The sequence below is a fragment of the Vibrio makurazakiensis genome (assembly GCF_050337375.1).
GTDB lineage: Bacteria > Pseudomonadota > Gammaproteobacteria > Enterobacterales > Vibrionaceae > Vibrio > Vibrio makurazakiensis.
The window spans coordinates 1-21193 of sequence record NZ_JAKJSW010000044.1; the positions used below are offsets into that span (position 1 = coordinate 1).

A 21193-nucleotide genomic window follows, 5' to 3' on the forward strand; every position below is an offset into this window, starting at 1 on the left:
AATACTAAATTAATGCTTATAATAAAATGGTAATTAGCTGAAAATTAGAAGTAATATTCAGCTAATTACTTTAAATTTAACCTGTTTTCTGGTCGTTGGACTTTATGTAAAGGATGATCCCTTCAACTTTGACGATCTTAACCTCTGTTCCAGCAGATAAATCTTCAGAACATCGTGCTGACCAGGTCGTATCTCCAAGCTTTATTCTGCCACCACTTCGGCTGAAATCTTCAGTCAAAAAAACAGTTTGCCCAATGAGTTGTTTTTCTCGTTGGTTGAGTTCGCGTGAATCGTCGGATTGCTTGTCTGACGACAGCTGTTTTCTCCACCAAAGCCAAGTTGTGATTAATGAGAAACTACCGAAAGAGACCCACTGAACTTGCCAGCCGATAGGAAGGGTTGACACTAAGACCCCAACTAGAATTGCTGAGATACCGAGCCATAGAAAATAACCTGCGGTTCCAAGTAGCTCTACAGCCAATAGCAGTAACCCTAAAGCAAACCAATGCCACAAGTTCATTTGTTCAAGAAGTTCTATCATAACCACCCCTTATTCTTAGTTGGTTATTGGTTATTGGTTATTGGTTATTGGTTATTAGAGTTGCTATCTGATTTTGATTGGCTGAACATTTCAGCAACACCCGCTATCGAGCCCATAAGACCTGTCGCTTCTAGAGGTAGCATGATCACTTTACCATTTTCAGCTTGCCCAATAGATTTAAGAGCATCGGTGTAGCCTTGTGCTATGAAGTAATTTACGGCTTGCATATCACCTTGCGCGATTGCATTTGAAACCATTTCAGTCGCCTTTGCTTCTGCTTCCGCAGCTCTTTCACGAGCTTCAGCTTGAAGAATAGCAGCTTGTTTTTGGCCTTCAGCTTTTAGAATTTCGGATTGTTTGTGGCCTTCTGCCTTTAGGATCTCTGCTTGTCTTACGCCTTCCGCTTCAAGAATATCAGCACGTTTGTTACGCTCAGCTTTCATTTGTGCGTTCATCGCTGCAGTTAGGTCTGCTGGTGGCTGAACATCTTTAATTTCAATACGGGTGACTTTTACACCCCAAGGGTTTGTTGCCTCATCGACGATAGTTAGAAGCTTGGTGTTGATCATGTCTCTTTGGCTAAGCATTTCGTCCAACTCCATAGAGCCAAGAACGGTACGAATATTGGTTAGGGTTAAGTTACGAATGGCATGTTCAAGATCGTTGACTTCATAAGCTGCTTTGGGAGCATCAATGACTTGTACGAAGCAGACAGCATCGATCATGACATTGGCGTTGTCTTTCGATATGACTTCTTGAGCTGGAATATCCAGCACTCGTTCCATCATACTTATCTTCTGACCAATTCCGTCAATGAAAGGGATGATTAAGTTAAGCCCTGGCTTTAGTGTTTGTGTATAACGTCCGAATCGTTCTACCGTCCAGTTGTTACCTTGAGGTACAGTTTTCACTCCAGCAAAAATAAAGACAACAGCAACGAAAATGAAGCCGCCAATAGTAATCAAAGCATCAATAGCCATAGTAAACCCTTAATATGGAAGTTGTTGATATTTAATGTTTTATACTGGCTCAAATTGTAATGATGGGCAAGTTTATAAATGAGAATTGAGGTGGGTGTTGACATAAATTAAGAGGGCTAATGATTTAGCCCTCAGGTGTCTATAATAATGGTGAAGACGTTTTAGTACAGAAGGGAGTACATCTGACGTCGGTATTTAGCTGCAATAGCATTGCCTTGGCCTAAAGCACTTAAAATATCCATAAAGGACTTTTTCATGTCACCGTCTAACGTATTTAAATCTCTGACTAAGAAGCCCCACAGTAGTTCTAGAGCTTCCTCATCACGATTGACTTGGTGATATTGTAAACCTAGTTCTGATGCTACTTGTGCATTATCAGGCGTATCTTTTAAGGCACTTTCTAATGCTTGAATTTCAGGGCTATCCGCAGCCTGTTTATGTAATTCCAACTTAGCCATTAGGGTTTTGTAATAGTTGTCTTGGTACTCAAGTGGGATGGTTTGAAGCTGAGTCTCTGCAAGGTCAAACTGTTGTGTTTCGAGTAAACATTCCGCAATCGCTAACTTTACTTCGCCTTTCATCTTTAGTTCTTCTGGAAGAGCTTGCATTGCGTTTAAGGCGGCAGCATGGTCACCCGCTTGCATTGACTCTAGAGCTTGTCTCAGTGCTAATTCATCTTGGCTTGGTAGGTGTTTAGAAAGCATAGTGGTGATGGCTTCAATCGTTTGAGGGCCGCCTAATCCATCTACTGCTTGTCCGTTAACAAATAATGCAATAGTAGGGAGAGCTTGCACCCCAAATTGGCTTGCGATGGCTTGTTCTTGCTCGCAGTTCAAAAGTGCTAGAGTGAACGCCCCGTTATATTGCTGAACTAGACTCTGTAAGTCTGGGATAACTTGAGTACTTTCTTGGCTCATTGGTGCCCAAAAGTGAATAAGAACAGGGGTCTGCATTGACCCTTCAAGTACTTGGCGAAAGTTCTGTTCGTTGAGCTCAACAATGTGTGGAGATTGCATCGAAGTTCCTTGCGTATGTCATTGGATATATAAGAAATATGGGGGAGGAGCGAGGTAACTTCAAGCCCGGCCACAAAAAAACGCTACGTCTCAATTTGTAGTTGTTAACTCAAATGAAGACATAGCGTTTGTTAGTGGGTGACTTGGAGCTTGTACGAGTACTCAAAACAGCAAAAATATCGCAATTACGACACTCACACTGACCCAGTTAATTCGATTTAATGACAATTATTCGCCTCAAAAACATAGATTATCTAGAAAGTGGTAAACCAGAATGTAGATAATGACATCTCAATGTTACGAACAAATTACATTGTTTCAGTGAATTTACGCTGCCTTACGCAGAATATGGTCGAGCCAGCGGTTAGGAAGGACTCGCTTTAATACAGAAAATACTTTTGTAGGTGTTGTGATCCTATATCTAAGCTTTGGTTTTTTTGCCGTTAAAGCATCAATGACAGGGGCTATACAACTTTCAGCGGGCAACACAAACTGATTGTTAGATGAGTCATTTTCAAGTCTTTGGGCTTGCTGTTGGTATTGTTCTTGATGAGGGCTATTTTCTATATTTATCCAGCGTTTAAATGCAGTCAGTGCATTGGCTCGAAACTGAGTTTCGATTGGGCCGGGTTGAATAAGTGATATATGGATATTGGTATTGTGGAGCTCTAATCTTATGGTGTCGGTCCAACCTTCAATTGCGAATTTAGAAGCATTGTATGCTCCTCTATATTTCATTGCGGCAAAACCAAGAACTGAGCTGTTTTGAATAATTCTACCTTCACCATTTTTCCTAAAGTGTGGCAAAAGGTGACGTATAAGATGATGCCAACCAAAGAAGTTAGTTTCAAATTGTTCGCGTAACGCGTCGGTCGGTAAGTCTTCAAGAGCACCAGGTTGCCCATATGCCCCATTATTAAATACTGCTGTCAGTTTACCGTTAGATAGCTTTATCGCGTCATCCACCCCTTGTTGGATACTGTTTTGACAAGTTAAGTCCAATTGAATACAGGTTAAGCCTTCAGACTGGAGTCGTTGAACGTCATCAAGGTAGCGGCAAGAAGCTATCACCTTGAATCCTTTGGAGTGCAAAGCATGCGCGCAGGTGTAACCTATGCCACTAGAGCAGCCTGTTATGAGAACGGAAATCGACATACAAAAGCCTAAAAATTACAGATGCTGATAGAATAAAGAATTAGTCTATGTGTTGTAAGAGGTTTTTAAGCGCAGGTTCAATTCGAGAGTAACTAAATATGAAGCCGACTTCAGTTAGCTTCTTGGGTTTGGCTCGAATGCTGTCAAACAGTAAACAAGAAGACTCACCCATAACCACTTTCATTACCCACTTGGGGGTGAAGAGTAAATGAGGCCTTTTAAGAGTTTTCGCTAGTGAACGGCTAAACTCTTTATTTGATACTGGGTGTGGAGCGCAAAGGTTAAACTCGCCTTTCGCATGTGGTGTTTTCATTAGGTATGTAATGGCTCTGACCATGTCTAACATGTGAATCCACGGCATGTACTGCTTACCTGAACCTATTGGCCCGCCCAGCCCAAGTTTATAAGGCAAAAGCATTTTTTGTAATGCTCCTCCGTGCTCGCCAAGGACTATTCCTGTTCTTAAAAGAATAACCCGAGTTCTATCCGATTGAGCTCGCATCGCAATTTGTTCCCAGTGGGAACAAACTTGGTGTGGAAAATTCATATGATAGACGTGCAAATTTTCGTCGAAAGGGTGTTCTTGCTGATCACCGTAGTAGCCGACAGCAGAACCACTGATAAATACTTCAGGAGGCTCGGTGCTCGCATGAATCAAAGCGACGAGTTTATCGGTGATTTTCCATCGACTTTGACAAATCTTCTCTTTTTGTTTTTCGGACCATCGCTTCTCGGCAATAGGCTCACCTGCAAGGTTAATGACGGCATTGAACTGATTGAGATCGTTTAGTTCTTCAAGGGATTGAATATATTGGATATGACCATGATCGACATGTGAAAGTTTTTTTTCTGCTTTTAGTGGCGAACGTGTAAGCAAAGTGACATCAGATGTCTTAAACATTTTTATTAATTCAGATCCGATAAAGCCAGTACCGCCCGTCAGTAATATCTTCATACTTCCCTCCCTTGTGGTTTCATTATAGACACGGTTAACTGATTGAGTGAATTATAGAAAGCGAATATCTCAGTGCTATTACGTTATTTGGCGGTGGTATCAAAGTTGAGGGAAGGTTTATCACAAATTTAGGAAAATACTCCATAGGTTATTAAGCGCGTAACTTTGGTCACACCTTAATTAAACATCATTTGCCATGATGAATGTAAGGGTTTTTATACAAAGAGCCAAGGAGTCGAATGACATCAACAAATGGGTTGTCCAGTTTACTTGCGCTATTTAAGGCGATGCTTGGGAGCTTAAGAGACTTACTGCCAATAGTTATCGTGATCGCTTTCTTTCAACTTATCGTCTTGCAAGAGCCACTACCTAATTTAGTTTCCATCTTACTAGGCTTAATCCTAGTGGTACTTGGCCTTACCTTCTTCATATTTGGGTTGGAAATGGGGCTATTTCCTATCGGTGAATCAATGGCTCAATCTTTTGCGCGTAAAGGCAGTGTGGTCTGGCTATTGATCTTTGCTTTTTGCCTAGGGTTTGGAACCACAATTGCAGAACCTGCATTAACCGCGGTTGCTGCAGAAGCGGCTGAGGTCGCTGCTGAAGGTGGAGTAATACCAAACAACCCTATTGAAATGGAAGATTATGCCGATGGGTTAAGGCTAACGGTCGCATTGTCTGTTGGTGTGGCAATTTTGCTTGGAGTCCTGAGGATTCTTAAAGGCTGGCCGATTCATTACATGATTATTGGAGGTTATATCGGAGTGGTTGTACTCACAGGTTTTGCTCCTGAAAATATCATAGGTATTGCTTACGACTCGGGTGGGGTAACAACGTCAACGATCACGGTTCCATTAGTGACAGCGTTAGGGGTTGGGCTTGCGTCAGCCATCAAAGGTCGTAATCCAATGGTTGATGGCTTTGGCTTAATCGCATTTGCTTCACTGCTGCCGATGATGTTTGTCATGGTCTATGGGATGGTCGTGACATGATTAGCTTAGGTCAGTTTCTTGATACATTTTTAAGTACAGTCAGTGATGTAATTCCAATAGCCGTTATTATTTTTGGTTTTCAAATCGCTGTTTTACGTAAACCGATAACGAACCTTAGCACTGTATTACTTGGGTTCTTTTATGTGATTTTAGGGCTGTCTCTATTTTTACTGGGGTTAGAGTTGGCGTTGTTTCCATTAGGGGAAACGATGGCTCATCAACTAACAGCACCTGATTTTCTTCAAGACGTAAAGCTTAGTGTTGGGATCAAATTAGAGTGGTTTGATTATTACTGGGTTTATTTATTTGCTTTTTTCATTGGTTTTAGCACGACGATTGCAGAACCTTCTTTGATTGCGGTGGCAATGAAAGCAAACCAAGTTTCGGGTGGAAGCATTAGCGTAAATGGCTTAAGAATTGCCGTTGCATTAGGGGTGGCCGTCGGTATTTCTTTAGGAAGTTATCGTATCGTCGCTGGAGACCCGATCCATTACTACATTATTTTTGGTTATGTGATTGTGGTTATCCAAACCTTCTATGCACCAAAACTGATTGTTCCATTAGCTTACGATTCTGGTGGTGTGACGACATCAACGGTGACTGTCCCACTAGTGACAGCTTTAGGGCTGGGGCTGGCGTCAACAGTACCGGGGCGTAACCCGGTGATAGACGGCTTTGGGCTCATCGCATTTGCGAGTTTATTTCCAATCATCTCAGTAATGGCATACGCACAAATCACTCAGCGGTTAAATGAGTTACGTGCGTATAAGGAGAAAGAAGATGCGCTTTAAACTAATTTTGGCATTTGTTGAAGATAGTAAAACAGATGTGGTGTTAGATGCTGCACGTAATGCAGGGGCCACGGGGGCAACCGTGATTAATAACGCTCGTGGACAAGGTCTCAATAAAAAGAAGACCTTCTTTGGTTTAACCCTCGATGTACAAAAAGATGTAGTGCTGTTTGTAGTGGAAGAACATTTATCACGGCATATTTTAGAAACAATCAGTGAAGTTGGTGAGTTCGATGAGCAGTCAGGGCAGGGCATTGCTGTACAGATTGATGTTGAAGATGCAGTAGGTGTTGCTCACCAAGTCGCAACCTTAACCAAAGTGGTAGAGGAGGAATTATGATTAAACATGAAAAAAGGCGCGTCCGTGATGTTATGGCGAACACTTATGTCATTATTGACGGCCTCACAACGGTTCATGAAGGGATAGAGCTTGCGCGTGAGTATCGAGTTAAAGCACTCATTGTCGATAAACGCCATGACGATGATGAGTACGGTATTGTGCTGATGAACGATATTGCGAAGCAGGTACTTGCTAAGAATCGGTCTCCTCGCCGAACTAATATCTATGAAATAATGACAAAGCCAGCTCTGGCGGTTGACCCTGAAATGAATGTGAAATATTGCGCGCGTCTATTTGAAAGATTTGGTATTAGCCGAGCACCTGTGATCGAGTCAGGAAAAGTGATAGGTATGGTGAGCTACAATAATATCGTCGTGAATGGGATGGCAATTGAGGGTGACTGAGTATCAGATTCTAAATGATGCCGTATCAACCATCATCAGTGACGATAGAACTTAGATTTCGTACAATAGCCATAACGACTTTATGGAGATGTACGCCTTGAAACTTTTTTTTGCTTCTGACTTACATGGTTCTTTGCCAGCTACTGAGAAGGTATTAGAGCTGTTTGAACGTTCTGGTGCTCAGCATTTAGTATTACTTGGTGATACCTTGAATCATGGACCGCGTAACCCTATTCCTGAAGGTTATAATCCTCCTCTGGTTGCAGAACGCCTGAATCAGTATGCTAATAATGTAATTGCGGTTAGAGGAAACTGTGATAGTGAAGTTGACCAGATGCTCCTATCATTCCCAATGATGGCTGATTATGCATGGGTGTTGCTACCAAGTGGGAAGCGACTCTTTTTGACTCATGGGCATTTATACAACGCAACAAATCGGCCTCCATTAAATCAAGGGGATGTTATTGCTCACGGGCATACTCATATTCCGGTTGCTCACTATCAAGAGCAGCAATTCATATTTAATCCTGGGTCTGTGACTTTCCCTAGAGACGRCTACCCTGCAAGCTATGGGCTATATGAAGACGGTCAGTTTAGCGTTGTGAGTTTAGACGGAGATGTCATTGCTGCTGGTGATTTGTAGCTGTTTAGCCAAGTCATTGCATTAAAAGTACAAAGGGTTAGAAGTGCTCTAGCCCTTATCTGTTCATTTATGTGGGTCTAAACGTCAACGCATATTCGCTATTTTGAATCAACGTGACCCAAATCTTTCTCTGGTGCGATGACGTCACGAACTCTTTTCTTGAGCTCTTTCGCTTCAGGAAAACCATCATCCTTCTTCCGCTCCCAGATCTGAACACCATTACAAAAAATCTCGAAGCGCCCGCCAGTATTTGGGTGAAGACTAACACTTTGAATTTCCTCGCTGAACGTATGAAGTAACTCCTGGCTTAACCAACTTGCTCTTAGCATCCAGTTACATTGACGACAATAGTGAATCTCAAGGTTCGCTTTAATCATAGTTTCTCCGCTAGGTGTTAAGTCGGCAAAATAAATAGTATATGAGGTATTCATAAAATAAAAAATAGGGAGCTTGGTGCTCCCTATTTGTATTTTTGCGGATACTGAAGGTTTAAAACTTAGTTAGCAAAGAGCACAGTTGAACCGTGATTGAGACTCGTCAGCAACAAGGTTTTCGGGTTCACTATATCGATACGTCGGCTTTGCTCAGCGTCCATTTTAATTACCTGAGTGATCAAATTTAGCTGATCTTCAGTGAAATCTTTACTTTGCGTTGATGTGACGTCTTTAAACTCGGTCGGTGAAATCAAGAGGTAATTATCATTGATATCCCACTGGCCAGTTTCAGATATATTAATAATATTCTRATTGTTTGATTCATTGCTAAAAAGGCGAACCACAGACATACGAATATAAGTACCATTGGGTAGGTACTTAGCATTGGCTGTGAGTTTTACTTTTGTTAAAGGTCCAATGGCTTCTTCTTGGCTGTGATTATTAATCAAACTCACCATTTTAGATTGCCACTCTTGTGAGGTGAGCAGTTGTTCCATTTTTGTGTCACTGCCCCAATAGAGCCAAGAGCTAAATACAGCCGATACGGCTAAAATGATAAGTGAAGCTTTCATTTTCATTAGTTATCACCCTTACAAATTGAGCTTAAATCCGCTTGTTCAGTGAAAATTCGTAATGTCACATTTTCACTCGCATGGTCTTGGCTATGCACATAGTTTAGAACGACTTGGTTACTTTGACCGCCGGTTGCAATTACCTGCACTGGCTTACGAGTATTCGGGTGATCTTCATTATATTGAGCTACACACTTTTCTATCGAGCCTAACCAAGAATCCATACTTGGATGATTCATTGGCGAAAGAATTTGAACACCATCTACTTCAGATAACGTGCGGAATTTAGATTCAGCCGGGTTAGTGAAAGTTAACACCAATAACGGCAGTAAAATCGCAGCCAGTACTACTAAACGAGGAAGCCATTTATCTTGCTTATTGTCTTGAGTCGATTGGACGTGCTTATGGGTGGCTTGCTCCACATCTGGTTGAGGAGGGACCGTTTCATCGGTTTCGGCTGAAACAACGTCAACATTAGACGTTTCTTCTAACGAGGTTGATAACGACTCTAAAGGTTCTTCCGTAGAATCTAAATCTAGCGTCGCGGAGACTTGGTCTGCAGACGACAGTGGAGCTGAACGCTCGACACTAGCGATAAACTGATAGCCACGTTTAGGAACCGTTTTTACAAATTCAGGCGATTTAGTCGAGTCTTTTAGCATTTTACGTAAGGTAGACACCGCTTGTGTCAAGCTAGAGTCGTCGACTTCGAAGCCTTGATCTCGCCATACATACTCATGAAGTTCATTACGAGTAATGACTTCGTTTGGTCTTTCTGAAAGCATTAAAAGAATACGGCTTTCATTGCTGCCAAGGCGAACAACGTCACTGTCGTCGGTTTGATCGACAAGTGAATTGCTGTTTGGATCAAAGACAAATCTTTGTGCGAGTATAAACTTGGTGCCTATATTGCTCATTGAATTCTTCTATAGATTGTAATGGTCTAAGTACGGTTACCTTCAAAAGTAAACCAGTAATGGTCACGTTTACTTAAGGCTCTTTTATGTTCTTTTATAATTTGAAGTGTAAGCATAATCAAAACAAATCAAAAAAACAGTGTTTTTATGATTCTTGACCTTGAATTTACATTTGTCATCCTCATGTTAATGAACATATCAAGACGAATAGTTAGAAGGTTACCCCTTCACTTACTTACCATTATAGATGTTTTGGAGTAAAAATGAGCGAAACAGCAACTCATAATAAAGAAACTCGTGGCTTTCAATCTGAAGTAAAACAACTACTTCACCTAATGATTCACTCACTTTATTCAAATAAAGAGATCTTCCTACGAGAGCTTATTTCAAATGCCTCTGATGCTGCTGATAAATTGCGTTTTCAAGCTTTGTCTGATGCAGAGCTATATCAAGGTGATGCTGACTTAGGTGTAAAGCTGGCTTTTAATGCAGAATCTAACACTCTAACTATTTCTGATAACGGCATTGGTATGAACCGCGATGACGTTATTGAGCATTTAGGAACTATAGCTAAATCAGGTACAGCTGACTTTTTCTCAAAGCTATCTGATGATCAATCAAAAGACTCACAGCTTATTGGTCAATTTGGTGTAGGTTTCTATTCAGCATTTATCGTAGCTGATGCTGTGACTGTTCGTACTCGTGCTGCGGGTTCTAAAGCAGACGAAGCAGTGCAATGGCACTCTGCAGGCGAAGGCGATTATACAATTGAAGACATCACGAAAGAGTCTCGTGGTACTGATATCGTTCTTCATATGCGTGAAGAAGGTAAAGAATTCTTAAATGAGTACCGTCTACGTGAAGTGATTGGTAAATACTCTGATCACATCGGTATTCCTGTGTCTATCTTAACACCGGTTAAAGATGACGAAGGTAAAGACACAGAAGAGAAAAAATGGGAACAAATCAATAAAGCTCAAGCGCTTTGGACTCGTAACAAGTCAGATATCGAAAAAGAAGAATACCAAGAGTTCTACAAGCATGTCTCTCATGACTTTGCAGATCCACTAACGTGGAGCCATAACAAAGTCGAAGGTAAAAACGACTACACGAGCTTACTTTATATTCCAGCTAAAGCACCTTGGGATATGATGAACCGTGATCATAAGAGTGGTCTAAAGCTTTACGTTCAGCGTGTGTTTATTATGGATGACGCAGAGCAGTTTATGCCTTCATACATGCGTTTCGTTCGAGGTTTGATTGATTCAAATGACCTTCCATTGAACGTTTCACGCGAAATCCTACAAGACAACAAGGTAACTCAGTCCCTTCGTGGTGCATGTACTAAGCGTGTACTTACTATGCTTGAGCGCATGGCGAAGAACGACAACGATAAGTACCTGGAGTTCTGGAAAGAGTTTGGCCTAGTAATGAAAGAAGGCCCAGCTGAAGACATGGCGAACAAAGAGAAGATTGCCGGTCTACTTCGTTTCTCATCAACAGAGGTTGATTCTTCAGATCAAACAATCAGTCTAGCGTCATACGTTGAACGTATGAAAGAAGGTCAAGATAAGATCTACTACCTAACAGCAGATAGCTATGCTGCAGCGAAGAACAGCCCACACTTAGAGCAGTTCAAAGCGAAAGGTATTGAAGTGGTTCTAATGTACGATCGTATTGATGAGTACGTGATGAACTACCTAACGGATTTCGATGGCAAGCAATTTCAGTCGATCACAAAAGCTGGCTTGGATCTAAGTAAGTTTGAAGGTGAAGAAGAAAAAGAGAAGCAAAAAGAGACAGAAGAAGAGTTTAAATCTGTTGTTGAGCGAACTCAATCTTACCTTGGTGACCGTGTTAAAGAAGTTCGTACTACGTTCAAACTGGCGACAACACCTGCAGTTGTAGTAACAGACGATTTTGAAATGGGCACTCAAATGGCTAAGCTTCTTGAAGCTGCAGGCCAAGCTGCTCCTGAAGTTAAATACATTTTTGAAATTAACCCTGAGCACGCTCTTGTTAAACAAATGGCAGATGAAGCAGATGAAGCTGCATTTGGTCGCTGGGTTGAAGTGTTACTTGGTCAAGCAATGCTAGCTGAAAAAGGTTCGATGGAAGACCCTTCTCAGTTCTTAGGTGCAATCAATAACCTTTTGACTAAGGGCTAATAGTTAAACATGTAGATAAAAGCTCGCAAATGCGAGCTTTTTTCATGAAATTAACAAAAGTGGTCGCTATCTGCCGTTATATTTACATTTGACTATTTACGGTTTTAGCCAATCACATTCTTTAGTCTTAATTCAGCCATATTGAATATTAATGTGGTAGAATGCCCATCCTAAATGTGGCAATGATTGTGTATAACTCATACAGTTAGCGCAATTTACACTGATTTTAAATCATTATACCGAAACTTACCGTGTTGCACTTTGTGTTGAGCTATTAGCCTTTGTTGGCTGATGTTCACATAGTGAGCTTCGGTATAAATCATAATTTTTATAAGAGGATTCAACATGCGCATCATTCTTCTAGGTGCTCCTGGCGCGGGTAAAGGTACTCAAGCTAACTTCATCATGGGTAAATTTGGTATCCCTCAAATTTCTACTGGTGACATGCTTCGTGCTGCTATCAAAGCGGGTACTGAGCTTGGTAAACAAGCAAAATCAGTAATCGATGCTGGTCAACTAGTTTCTGATGAAATTATCCTTGGTCTTATCAAAGAGCGTATCGCTCAAGATGATTGTGAGAAAGGTTTCCTACTAGACGGTTTCCCTCGTACAATTCCACAAGCTGATGGCCTAAAAGAGATGGGTATCGTTGTAGACTACGTTGTAGAGTTTGACGTAGCTGACGATGTAATCGTTGAGCGTATGGCTGGTCGTCGTGCTCACCTTCCTTCTGGTCGTACATACCACAATGTGTACAATCCACCTAAAGAAGAAGGTAAAGATGACGTAACTGGTGAAGAGCTAGTTGTACGTGATGACGATAAAGAAGAAACAGTTCGTGCTCGTCTAGGTGTATATCATGATCAAACAGCTCCACTTATCTCTTACTACGGTCAAGAAGCTGAAGCTGGTAACACTAAGTACCTTAAGTTTGATGGTACTAAGCAAGTAGCTGAAGTTAGTGCAGAACTTGAGAAAGCACTAGCATAATTGGCTAACAGCTAGTTTTATAATTTGATATATTGGAAGCGACCTTTTAGGTCGCTTTTTTTGTCTTAAATTTTGGCGTGACTAAGGCTCGTGATTGATACATCGACCCCATTAGTCTTACGTTTTGTCAAAGTCATTATTGGTTTCAGGTAGCTATGGAAAATAATAAAAAGCAGGGCGTATTGCTGGTTAACTTAGGTACGCCAGACTCAGCAACACCTGCGGCGGTTCGACGCTTCTTAAGTGAATTTTTGCACGACAAGCGAGTTGTAAATCTAACGCGTTGGTTGTGGTGCCCGATATTGCATGGGGTTATTTTACCAATACGCTCACCCAAAGTAGCTAAGTTATATCAGTCAGTATGGATGGACGAAGGGTCGCCATTGCTTGTTTATTCTCAAAGACAAGTTAAAAAGCTGCAAGATGAACTTAAGATGCCTGTCACCTTGGGGATGACTTATGGTAACCCAAGCCTTAAAAGTGGTATTGAAGCTTTGACATCTCAAGGCGTGGAAGAAATTATTGTGCTTCCACTTTACCCACAATATTCGGGAACAACCACCGCTGCAGTGTCAGACGGTTTAACAAAAGCATTCAAACAGTTACCCGTGATCCCTGGTTATCGTTTCATTCGTGATTACTACGACGACTCTAGCTATATTGAAGCCTTAGCTGATAGTGTTCGTAAGCAYTGGCAAGAGAATGGACAAGGTGACCACCTTGTGTGTTCATTCCATGGTATCCCTCAGCGGTTAGCTGATGAAGGTGATATTTATCCTCAGCACTGTGAAGAAACAACAAAGTTACTGGCGGCGGAGTTAGGTCTATCGTCTGAAAACATTACGATGACATACCAATCGCGGTTTGGTCGTGAAGAGTGGTTGAAGCCTTATACAGATAAGACGCTTGAAGAACTACCGAAAAAGGGAATAAAGAAGCTCGATATTATGGCTCCTGCTTTTTCTGTTGATTGCTTAGAGACGCTAGAAGAAATTTCGGATCAGTGTAAAGACACCTTTATTGATGCGGGTGGAGAGTCGTTTAGCTATATCATGTGTTTAAACGACAACGATAAGCACATTGAGATGATGGCAGAGCTTGTGACTCAATATCGCTAACGCAAGAGAACTATATAAAAAGGGCAGCTCATAGGCTGCCCTTTTTCTTTTTGTGATATTGTGTTGTTCTTAAGCTGCAGATGTTTCTGTTACTAGGAGATCTGAATCCTTGCTATCGTGGTTCGCAGTTCCTTCGACGCCGTGCATCCATGAAACTAGCTTACCAGCGCAAAGTAATAATAGAACGCCACTAACCGTCGCAGTTACCGCGATACCGCTGAAGATTGCCATCGGGCCAAGTTCACCAACATGAGAGCCCACTAAGCCTGCCACATAGTTAGCTATAGCATTGAAGCCAAACCATGCACCCATCATCAATGATGCTAAGCGCAGTGGTGCGAGTTTTGTCACCAACGATAGACCAATTGGCGATAAACACAATTCCCCCAATGTGTGGAAAAAGAAAGCGCCGACAAGCCATAACATTGATGTTTTAACGGTTACATCTCCACCTTGTTCCATTACCGCACCGATCATGCATACAAAGCCCAATGCTAGAAAGAATAAAGCCAGAGCAAATTTAACCGGAGAGTTTGGTTCACGCTTACCAAGTTTTATCCAAAATGCTGCCAGAACGGGGGCAAGTGTGATGATAAAAAATGGATTAAGTGATTGGAACCAAGCAGCTGGAACTTCAAAACCACCAATCATACGATCGGTATATTGCTGAGTGTAGATATTCATCAAGCCGCCAGCCTGTTCAAACCCTGCCCAAAATACAATCACGAACAAGCCCATAACTAGAATGACTTTTAAGCGGTCGAATTCTTCTTTTGTTAATGGAGCATTACTTTGCGATTTTGCCATCGCTTTTGCTCGAGCTGCAGCTGGAACAGAACCTATGCTGCCTAACCAAGAAGGGGCTAAGGTGATTTGCATGATCAAACTGATCACCATGCCAATACCTGCGGCTAAAAAGCCGGCTTTCCAGCCATAGGCACCAGTAGCAGCACCTGAAATTAGACCGCCAAGTAATGCGCCTAGGTTAATGCCCATGTAGAAAATAGTGAAAGCGCCATCACGACGGTTGTCACCCTCTTGATAAAGGTCACCAACCATGGTTGAGATATTAGGCTTGAACATACCATTACCCGCAATGAGTAGAGCCAAACCAAAATAGAACACACTAATTTGATCTAATCCCATAAAGCCAGTTGGCAGGGCAAGGGTAAATTGACCAAGAGCCATGAATRCGCCACCAATAAGGATGGACTTTCTCTGACCTAGGTAGTTGTCGGCAATCCAACCACCGATTAGTGGAGTGATATAAACTAACCCTGTGTAAATACCATAGAGGTCAAGAGCTTCTTTTGTAGACCAGCCTAGACCACCATTGATTGTTGTATCGGTAAGAAAGAGAACGAGGATTGCGCGCATTGCGTAGTAAGAAAAACGCTCCCAAAGCTCTGTGCTGAACAGCAGAAACAGACCTCGTGGGTGACCAAAGATGTTGTGATTGTTTGGCATAAGTTTTACTAATCTTATTTATTAAAGAATTTTATAGTGAATTATGTATACACACTGGAGTTAACCCTTGCAACGGCGTTAATGTTTGGTGTTTATATGTGGTTGAATTTAACTATTTGAATTTATTAAGAAATAACCATCGTATTTGGTGTTTTTTACGTGCTGCAAACTAATTTTCCAAAAATGATTTATCAGTTTATCGGTGCGAAGTAGATTGATTAAATCAAATTTGGAATGTATTAGAGACTCTAAGATGGAAATGCATGATAGTTTTAGTCGATATGATAAAATGCAAAAAACTCAGATAATAATTTTGGCTAGTCATTATGAAACGTTGGTATTTGCTTTACTGCAAACGTGGAGATCAAAATAGAGCGAAACTCCACCTTGAGAATCAAGGTGTTGAGTGTTTTTATCCACAAATGGAAGTTGAGAAATTGGTTCGAGGGAAAAGAAAGGTCGTTAAAGAACCTCTTTTTCCGTCTTATATATTTGTCCGGTTTGATTTTGAAGTTGGTCCAACTTTTACGACGGTTCGCTCTACACGTGGCGTGGTTGATTTTATCCGTTTTGGTTCGACACCACATGAGGTTCAAGGCGATCTAGTTTATGAGCTAAAACAACTAGAAAACGACACGGTAGAGATTGCTCAAGAGAACTTACCTGAAGCAGGGCAGTCAATCAGAGTGAAAACCGGTCAGTTTGCTGGAATTGATGCTATTTACCAGGAACAAGATGGTGAAGCTCGTTCGATCATGCTTGTGAAAATGATCAGTAAAGTAGTGCCTGTGAGTATCGATAATAAAGACTTGGACTTGTCTTAAGTTAGACAAGACGCTTACGGATAGGCAAAAAGAGCCAGATAAGTTTAAAGAAAAAGGCACCGAAAGGTGCCTTTTTTGTCTGTTCAATCGCTCATTGAGCGTATTAATGAAGTTTAGTAAGCGTCGTTGTGAACTGCTTGTACTGCACGACCTGACGGGTCTACACAGTTTTGGAAAGATTCATCCCACTCAATTGCTTTCGCAGAGGAACAAGCAACAGAAGGACCACCTGGAACACACTCAGCTGCAGATTCTAACGGGAATAATTCTTCAAAGATCTCACGGTACGCGTAGCCTTCTTTAGTTGAAGGTGTGTTGTAAGGGAAGCGGAATTTAGCGCTTTCCATTTGCTGATCTGTGACTTTTGCGTCAGCAGTTGCTTTTAGGGTATCGATCCAGTCGTAGCCTACACCGTCAGAGAACTGTTCTTTTTGACGCCATGCGATAGATTCTGGCAGGTAGTGCTCAAAACATTCACGTAAAATGTGTTTTTCCATTTTACCGTTACCACACATTTTGTCTTCAGGGTTCAGACGCATAGCTACATCGATAAATTCTTTATCTAGGAATGGTACACGGCCTTCAACACCCCAAGCAGCAAGAGATTTGTTAGCACGAGCACAATCAAACATGTTAAGCGCTAGCAGCTTACGAACCGTTTCTTCATGGAATTCTTTTGCGTTAGGAGCTTTGTGGAAATATAAGTAGCCACCAAATATTTCATCAGCACCTTCACCAGAAAGAACCATTTTAATACCCATCGCTTTGATCTTACGAGCAAGAAGGTACATAGGAGTTGATGCACGAATTGTCGTTACGTCATAAGTTTCGATGTGGTAGATAACATCACGAATAGCATCTAGACCTTCTTGAATCGTATACGTCATCTCGTGGTGAACAGTACCAATTTGGTCAGCGACTTCACGAGCTGCAATGAGATCTGGCGCTCCTTCAAGGCCAACAGCAAATGAGTGTAGTTGCGGCCACCATGCTTCAGATTGGCTGTCGTCTTCGATACGCATCGCTGCAAATCGCTTAGCAACAGCAGAAGTTATGGATGAGTCTAGACCGCCAGATAAAAGCACTCCATAAGGAACATCAGTCATCAACTGGCGTTTAATCGCAGCTTCAAGAGCTTCAGTCAAATCAGCCTTGCTTGTGCTATTACCTTGCACAGCAGCGTATTCGTTCCAATCACGAGTGTAGTAGCGCTGAGGCTCTGCATCTTTTGAGCCGTAGAAACAACCAGGAGGAAATTCACTCACGGTTTTACATACAGGAACCAGCGCCTTCATTTCAGAAGCGACGTAGTAGTTACCATGTTCATCGTATCCTTGATACAAAGGAATAATACCAATGTGGTCACGACCAACTAAGTACTGATCTTTTTCTTCATCGTATAATACGAATGCAAAGATGCCGTTTAACTCTTCAAGTAAATCTTCGCCGAATTCTTGGTAAAGGGCTAGGATAACTTCACAATCAGAATCTGTCTGAAAGTCATATTTTCCTGCATAGCGTGCACGAAGTTCTTTATGGTTATAGATCTCACCGTTTACGGCAAGAATGTGTTTCTTGTCTTGGCTATATAAAGGTTGAGCACCACTGTTTAGGCCAACAATCGCCAAACGTTCGTGGGCTAAAATTGCGTTATCGCTAGCGTAGATACCAGACCAGTCAGGGCCACGGTGGCGGAGTTTTTTAGACATTTCTAAAGCAACAGGGCGGAGTGCGGCAGCATCAGTCTTGATGTCTAAAATGCCAAATACAGAACACATACAAATACCTTTTAAATAATTTCCAATTCGTCTGCTTTCAATTTGCCATTTTGGCTAAAAAAAGCAACCAAATATCAATAAAAAAATCACACAAAGGCTTGTTGCTTAGATATTTTCTAATTAATTGGTATTTTTGGTGAATGAAATCAAGGTTTAGGTCGGTTGTTGTACAGGTGGGAGTAAACTGGCTCTCATTTGGAGCCAGTTTTAAGTGATAAATTGGTACTACGGGCGAGTCAACTGTGGTTGTAATTGCTTACATACATGGCGAGCAAAACCGCTACCTGCTTCACTATAAATGTTGAACGCAGCATCTACTCCGCTTTCTTTCAACGCATCTAGCTGATCTTGGTACTCGGCTATTGCGGCTATTTGCCCTTGATAGTTAATAGCTTTCAGCTGTTCTAATGCGGTTTGATTACCTTGGTGATGTGGCATTGCTAATAGAACAAGCTTCACATTTGCCGTATCTAAAATGCGCTCCCAAAAGTCTGGATCGGTAGCATCTCCACTAATGACATTGCGACCTTCGCTTCGGTGGACATGCGCTGCATCCTCTCTTACTTCAACGCCTAGGCTCACTTTGCCATAATTATTTCGAATTTCGTCGTAAGCACCTGTACCAATGCGACCCATACCAAGAATAAGCACTTGAGCGTGACCTGGGTTGATTAGCTGATCTCTTTGATGAAGTTTTTCTGCTGCATGCTCTTTAAGCCATTTTCCTGATTGCTGATATAGCTTATGGCCTACTCGATTGAGCGGAGCTGCGACTAAGAAAGATAGAGATACCGCAATAGCTAAAGCAACCAGAATGTCACCAGACATCCATCCCATTTTAAATGATAAGCCGCCAACTATTAGTCCGAATTCACTGAAGTTGAAAAGTGATAGCGTGGTGAGTAGCGAAGTTCGCACTCGAAATTTAAAGAAGTTAAGAATGGTGAAATAGAGAATCCCTTTTACAGGAAGCATTAATAGGAACAAGATTGCCAGTATAAAGCCTTGAACGGTCGGTTGTTCTGAAAGCCCGATATTCAAGAAAAAGCAGACTAAGAACAGTTCTTTTAGATTAAAGAGAGATTTGGATAACTCGGAGGCTTTTCTATGGCCTGCGAGTAGCATACCTAATATAAGAGCTCCTAAATCTGCTTTGACACCAACGAGCTCGAATAGCCCCGCGCCTACTACTAACGCGAAGAAGATCCCAAACAAGACCAACATTTCACCGTGGCCCACCCAATCTAATACTTTATAGAAAACTGGGCGGAGCAGAGGTAGCGCGAATAGTACAATTGCATACCACTCAGGCATTTTTCCTGTAGAGGCGGTGAGAAATACGACGGCAAAAATATCCTGCATGACCAAAATACCGATTGCTAGTGTGCCGTATGTAGCATTCATTTCGCCCTTTTCTTGAAGCGACTTTACTGCAAAAACCGTGCTTGAAAATGAAAGAGCAAAACCGAGCAAGACAATTTGTTCAATAGACATTGAAGCTATCGAAGAAACCCCGATCAACTTTAAAGCAAATAGCGCCAAAGCAAAGAAAAGTGTGGACAGCAAATTATGAATAGTTGCTCCAGCCCAAATTTCTTTCGACAGCAGTGTTTTAATATCGAGTTTTAGACCGATAGTAAATAGAAGTAGGGTAACGCCTAAGTCGGCTAGCGTGACAATTGTATCGTTGGACTCAAAACCGAGTGCAAACAAGCCAAAACCAGCAAGTAGGAAACCAACGAGAGGTGGGAGGTTACATTTTAGCGCGATAAATCCTGCAATAAATGCAGTGGATATAAGTATTAGTTCCATGGTTGAGTGTTATTTTTCCCTTGTTATAAAAACGGGCCGTGTTTATTCAAACACGGCCCGTTGGTCAATCTGATTGAGACTTTAGTCTTCGAGTAACTTTTGCAGTAGCACGCCATTAAGCATTGCACGCTTGATCATCGCAAATGCACCCATCGTCGGATGTTTGTCTATCTGTGATGCTACAATAGGCAAGCCACTATGGAAAGTTGTTAGCGATTGGTTTTCGACATTGCGCCTAATTGCAGGGAAAACAATATCTTGTGCGGTGGTAATGTCACCTGCAATTATCACTTTTTGTGGGTTGAATAGGTTGATTGTCATCGCAATCGCTTTACCCAACTGGTTGCCAACTCGAACTAAGCTTTGTTTAGCAAGCTCATCGCCATCCATCGCGTGTTCGCAGACATCTTGAATTGTAATATGCTCAAGCTCAGTTAGAGAAGACTCGTAACCTTGTTTGATCAGCTTCTGAACTCGTTCAATGATTGCAGGGTTGGCAGCTACTGTTTCCAAACAGCCAAAGTTACCACATTGACATTGTTCACCAAGTGGATCGATCTGAATATGACCAATTTCACCAACGTTACGGTTATGGCCTAAGAAAACCTGACCATTAACAATAATACCTGCACCTGTACCTCGGTGAACACTTACCAGAATAGAGTCTTGGCTGTCTTTACTTGCACCAAAGTAGTGCTCTGCAAGTGCCATTCCACGAACGTCGTTACCGACAAAGCAAGCAACATTGAATGTGTCGCGGATAATATCGCTTAGTGCGAGATTATCTATATCTGTATTTGGCATGTACTCAACAACACCTGTTGTTGGGTTTACAAGGCCAGGAAGTGTAATACCGATAGCGATTAATTGGTCAATTAGCGCTTGGTGCTGTTCTACAAATTCTTTTAAATGACCAATAAGACCCGTCGAGAGATCAGATTGGTTAGTGTAATTCAGTTCTTTATGAGCTGACGCAAGCTCTTCCCCACCTAAGTTGTAAAGGCTGAACTGAATATAGTCACGACCTAATCGAACTGCGACAGAATGAAACGGCTCGACTTCGGTTGTGAGAGATATTGCACGTCTACCGCCAGTAGACGCTTGCTGCGCGACCTCTTTAATTAGGCCGCGCTCTAGAAGTTGGCGGGTAATTTTTGTAACACTTGCTGGAGCGAGTTGACTCACATCCGCAACCTGTATACGTGAAATCGGCCCTTGTTGATCGATTAAACGATATACTGCTGCGCTATTTAGTTGTTTAACTAAATCTACGTTACCTATTTGTCCGCCATTCAT

At 41.8% G+C, this 21193-nt stretch carries 21 protein-coding genes; 9 read left to right on the forward strand and 12 right to left on the reverse strand.

Annotated features, from left to right (window positions below; genetic code table 11):
• Positions 1-76: 76 nt before the first annotated feature.
• The 5 genes from L4C33_RS07175 to L4C33_RS07195 all read right to left on the reverse strand — a co-directional run bounded on the left by L4C33_RS07175 (position 77) and on the right by L4C33_RS07195 (position 4647).
• A complete protein-coding gene (locus tag L4C33_RS07175; protein WP_428811755.1) occupies positions 77-541 on the reverse strand; it encodes an NfeD family protein in 465 nt (154 codons plus the stop codon).
• A 44-nt stretch (positions 542-585) separates the two neighbouring features.
• The gene (locus L4C33_RS07180; RefSeq protein WP_428811756.1) at positions 586-1521 is read right to left on the reverse strand and encodes an SPFH domain-containing protein; all 936 of its coding nucleotides are present in this window, start codon (positions 1519-1521) and stop codon (positions 586-588) included.
• A gap of 161 nt (positions 1522-1682) precedes the next feature.
• Positions 1683-2537: a co-chaperone YbbN gene (locus tag L4C33_RS07185; protein WP_428811757.1), complete on the reverse strand. Its 855-nt coding sequence runs from the start codon at positions 2535-2537 to the stop codon at positions 1683-1685.
• A gap of 327 nt (positions 2538-2864) precedes the next feature.
• Entirely contained in the window at positions 2865-3692 is an 828-nt protein-coding gene (locus tag L4C33_RS07190; RefSeq protein WP_428811758.1) for an SDR family oxidoreductase, read from the reverse strand.
• A gap of 40 nt (positions 3693-3732) precedes the next feature.
• The gene (locus tag L4C33_RS07195; RefSeq protein WP_428811759.1) at positions 3733-4647 is read right to left on the reverse strand and encodes a TIGR01777 family oxidoreductase; all 915 of its coding nucleotides are present in this window, start codon (positions 4645-4647) and stop codon (positions 3733-3735) included.
• A gap of 257 nt (positions 4648-4904) precedes the next feature.
• Between L4C33_RS07195 and L4C33_RS07200 the strand changes: the two genes are divergently transcribed.
• The 5 genes from L4C33_RS07200 (at position 4905) to yfcE (ending at position 7817) form a co-directional block, all read left to right on the forward strand.
• Positions 4905-5639, forward strand: a complete 735-nt coding sequence (locus L4C33_RS07200; protein WP_428811780.1) for a DUF1538 family protein — start codon at positions 4905-4907, stop codon at positions 5637-5639.
• Positions 5636-6430: a DUF1538 domain-containing protein gene (locus tag L4C33_RS07205; protein ID WP_428811760.1), complete on the forward strand. Its 795-nt coding sequence runs from the start codon at positions 5636-5638 to the stop codon at positions 6428-6430. Before L4C33_RS07200 ends, L4C33_RS07205 begins: the two co-directional genes overlap by 4 nt.
• Positions 6420-6770 (forward strand): P-II family nitrogen regulator, encoded by a 351-nt coding sequence (locus tag L4C33_RS07210; protein ID WP_428811761.1) that lies wholly within the window; start codon positions 6420-6422, stop codon positions 6768-6770. Before L4C33_RS07205 ends, L4C33_RS07210 begins: the two co-directional genes overlap by 11 nt.
• Complete coding sequence (locus L4C33_RS07215) at positions 6767-7174, forward strand: CBS domain-containing protein (RefSeq protein WP_428811762.1); 408 nt, start codon at positions 6767-6769, stop codon at positions 7172-7174. The genes L4C33_RS07210 and L4C33_RS07215 overlap by 4 nt, the downstream gene beginning before the upstream one ends.
• A 97-nt stretch (positions 7175-7271) precedes the next feature.
• Positions 7272-7817, forward strand: a complete 546-nt coding sequence (gene yfcE, locus L4C33_RS07220) for a phosphodiesterase (protein ID WP_428811763.1) — start codon at positions 7272-7274, stop codon at positions 7815-7817.
• Positions 7818-7915: 98 nt separating this feature from the next.
• On the opposite strand, the gene L4C33_RS07225 is transcribed toward yfcE, so the two are convergent.
• From L4C33_RS07225 to L4C33_RS07235, 3 genes are all read right to left on the reverse strand, one after another.
• Positions 7916-8248 carry an Rdx family protein gene (locus L4C33_RS07225; protein ID WP_428811764.1) on the reverse strand — a complete coding sequence of 111 codons (333 nt, stop codon included), beginning with the start codon at positions 8246-8248 and terminating at the stop codon, positions 7916-7918.
• A gap of 65 nt (positions 8249-8313) precedes the next feature.
• Positions 8314-8829: a regulatory protein ToxS gene (locus L4C33_RS07230; protein WP_428811765.1), complete on the reverse strand. Its 516-nt coding sequence runs from the start codon at positions 8827-8829 to the stop codon at positions 8314-8316.
• Complete coding sequence (locus tag L4C33_RS07235; RefSeq protein ID WP_428811766.1) at positions 8829-9740, reverse strand: winged helix-turn-helix domain-containing protein; 912 nt, start codon at positions 9738-9740, stop codon at positions 8829-8831. The genes L4C33_RS07230 and L4C33_RS07235 overlap by 1 nt, the downstream gene beginning before the upstream one ends.
• A gap of 263 nt (positions 9741-10003) precedes the next feature.
• Here L4C33_RS07235 and htpG point away from each other — a divergent pair, with 263 nt between their 5' ends.
• From htpG to hemH, 3 genes are all read left to right on the forward strand, one after another.
• Positions 10004-11908 carry a molecular chaperone HtpG gene (gene htpG, locus L4C33_RS07240; RefSeq protein ID WP_428811767.1) on the forward strand — a complete coding sequence of 635 codons (1905 nt, stop codon included), beginning with the start codon at positions 10004-10006 and terminating at the stop codon, positions 11906-11908.
• Between the two features lie 345 nt (positions 11909-12253).
• The gene (adk, locus tag L4C33_RS07245) at positions 12254-12898 is read left to right on the forward strand and encodes an adenylate kinase (protein ID WP_428811768.1); all 645 of its coding nucleotides are present in this window, start codon (positions 12254-12256) and stop codon (positions 12896-12898) included.
• A 155-nt stretch (positions 12899-13053) separates the two neighbouring features.
• A complete protein-coding gene (gene hemH / locus L4C33_RS07250; RefSeq protein ID WP_428811769.1) occupies positions 13054-14016 on the forward strand; it encodes a ferrochelatase in 963 nt (320 codons plus the stop codon).
• 69 nt (positions 14017-14085) lie between these two features.
• Here the strand turns inward: hemH and L4C33_RS07255 are convergent, their stop codons facing one another.
• Positions 14086-15483, reverse strand: coding sequence for a peptide MFS transporter (locus L4C33_RS07255; RefSeq protein WP_428811770.1), 1398 nt, complete (start codon positions 15481-15483; stop codon positions 14086-14088).
• Between the two features lie 326 nt (positions 15484-15809).
• Between L4C33_RS07255 and rfaH the strand changes: the two genes are divergently transcribed.
• Entirely contained in the window at positions 15810-16307 is a 498-nt protein-coding gene (gene rfaH / locus L4C33_RS07260; RefSeq protein WP_428811771.1) for a transcription/translation regulatory transformer protein RfaH, read from the forward strand.
• 113 nt (positions 16308-16420) lie between these two features.
• Here rfaH and asnB read toward each other — a convergent pair whose 3' ends face one another.
• The 3 genes from asnB to nagC all read right to left on the reverse strand — a co-directional run bounded on the left by asnB (position 16421) and on the right by nagC (position 21193).
• On the reverse strand, positions 16421-18085 hold the full coding sequence (gene asnB, locus L4C33_RS07265; RefSeq protein ID WP_428811772.1) for an asparagine synthase B: 1665 nt from the start codon (positions 18083-18085) through the stop codon (positions 16421-16423).
• Positions 18086-18310: 225 nt separating this feature from the next.
• Complete coding sequence (locus tag L4C33_RS07270; RefSeq protein WP_428811773.1) at positions 18311-19897, reverse strand: cation:proton antiporter domain-containing protein; 1587 nt, start codon at positions 19895-19897, stop codon at positions 18311-18313.
• Positions 19898-19978: 81 nt separating this feature from the next.
• Entirely contained in the window at positions 19979-21193 is a 1215-nt protein-coding gene (gene nagC, locus L4C33_RS07275) for a DNA-binding transcriptional regulator NagC (protein WP_428811774.1), read from the reverse strand.

What these genes read in the sequence shown, in the direction of transcription:
- L4C33_RS07205 (WP_428811760.1), top strand. Translation starts at nt 5,636, where the DNA reads ATGATTAGCTTAGGTCAGTTTCTTGATACATTTTTAAGTACAGTCAGT.
- rfaH (WP_428811771.1), top strand. Translation starts at nt 15,810, where the DNA reads ATGAAACGTTGGTATTTGCTTTACTGCAAACGTGGAGATCAAAATAGA.
- L4C33_RS07210 (WP_428811761.1), top strand. Translation starts at nt 6,420, where the DNA reads ATGCGCTTTAAACTAATTTTGGCATTTGTTGAAGATAGTAAAACAGAT.
- nagC (WP_428811774.1), bottom strand. Translation starts at nt 21,193, where the DNA reads ATGAATGGCGGACAAATAGGTAACGTAGATTTAGTTAAACAACTAAAT.
- L4C33_RS07235 (WP_428811766.1), bottom strand. Translation starts at nt 9,740, where the DNA reads ATGAGCAATATAGGCACCAAGTTTATACTCGCACAAAGATTTGTCTTT.
- L4C33_RS07195 (WP_428811759.1), bottom strand. Translation starts at nt 4,647, where the DNA reads ATGAAGATATTACTGACGGGCGGTACTGGCTTTATCGGATCTGAATTA.
- htpG (WP_428811767.1), top strand. Translation starts at nt 10,004, where the DNA reads ATGAGCGAAACAGCAACTCATAATAAAGAAACTCGTGGCTTTCAATCT.
- asnB (WP_428811772.1), bottom strand. Translation starts at nt 18,085, where the DNA reads ATGTGTTCTGTATTTGGCATTTTAGACATCAAGACTGATGCTGCCGCA.
- L4C33_RS07190 (WP_428811758.1), bottom strand. Translation starts at nt 3,692, where the DNA reads ATGTCGATTTCCGTTCTCATAACAGGCTGCTCTAGTGGCATAGGTTAC.
- adk (WP_428811768.1), top strand. Translation starts at nt 12,254, where the DNA reads ATGCGCATCATTCTTCTAGGTGCTCCTGGCGCGGGTAAAGGTACTCAA.
- L4C33_RS07185 (WP_428811757.1), bottom strand. Translation starts at nt 2,537, where the DNA reads ATGCAATCTCCACACATTGTTGAGCTCAACGAACAGAACTTTCGCCAA.
- L4C33_RS07175 (WP_428811755.1), bottom strand. Translation starts at nt 541, where the DNA reads ATGATAGAACTTCTTGAACAAATGAACTTGTGGCATTGGTTTGCTTTA.
- L4C33_RS07180 (WP_428811756.1), bottom strand. Translation starts at nt 1,521, where the DNA reads ATGGCTATTGATGCTTTGATTACTATTGGCGGCTTCATTTTCGTTGCT.
- L4C33_RS07225 (WP_428811764.1), bottom strand. Translation starts at nt 8,248, where the DNA reads ATGAATACCTCATATACTATTTATTTTGCCGACTTAACACCTAGCGGA.
- L4C33_RS07215 (WP_428811762.1), top strand. Translation starts at nt 6,767, where the DNA reads ATGATTAAACATGAAAAAAGGCGCGTCCGTGATGTTATGGCGAACACT.
- L4C33_RS07270 (WP_428811773.1), bottom strand. Translation starts at nt 19,897, where the DNA reads ATGGAACTAATACTTATATCCACTGCATTTATTGCAGGATTTATCGCG.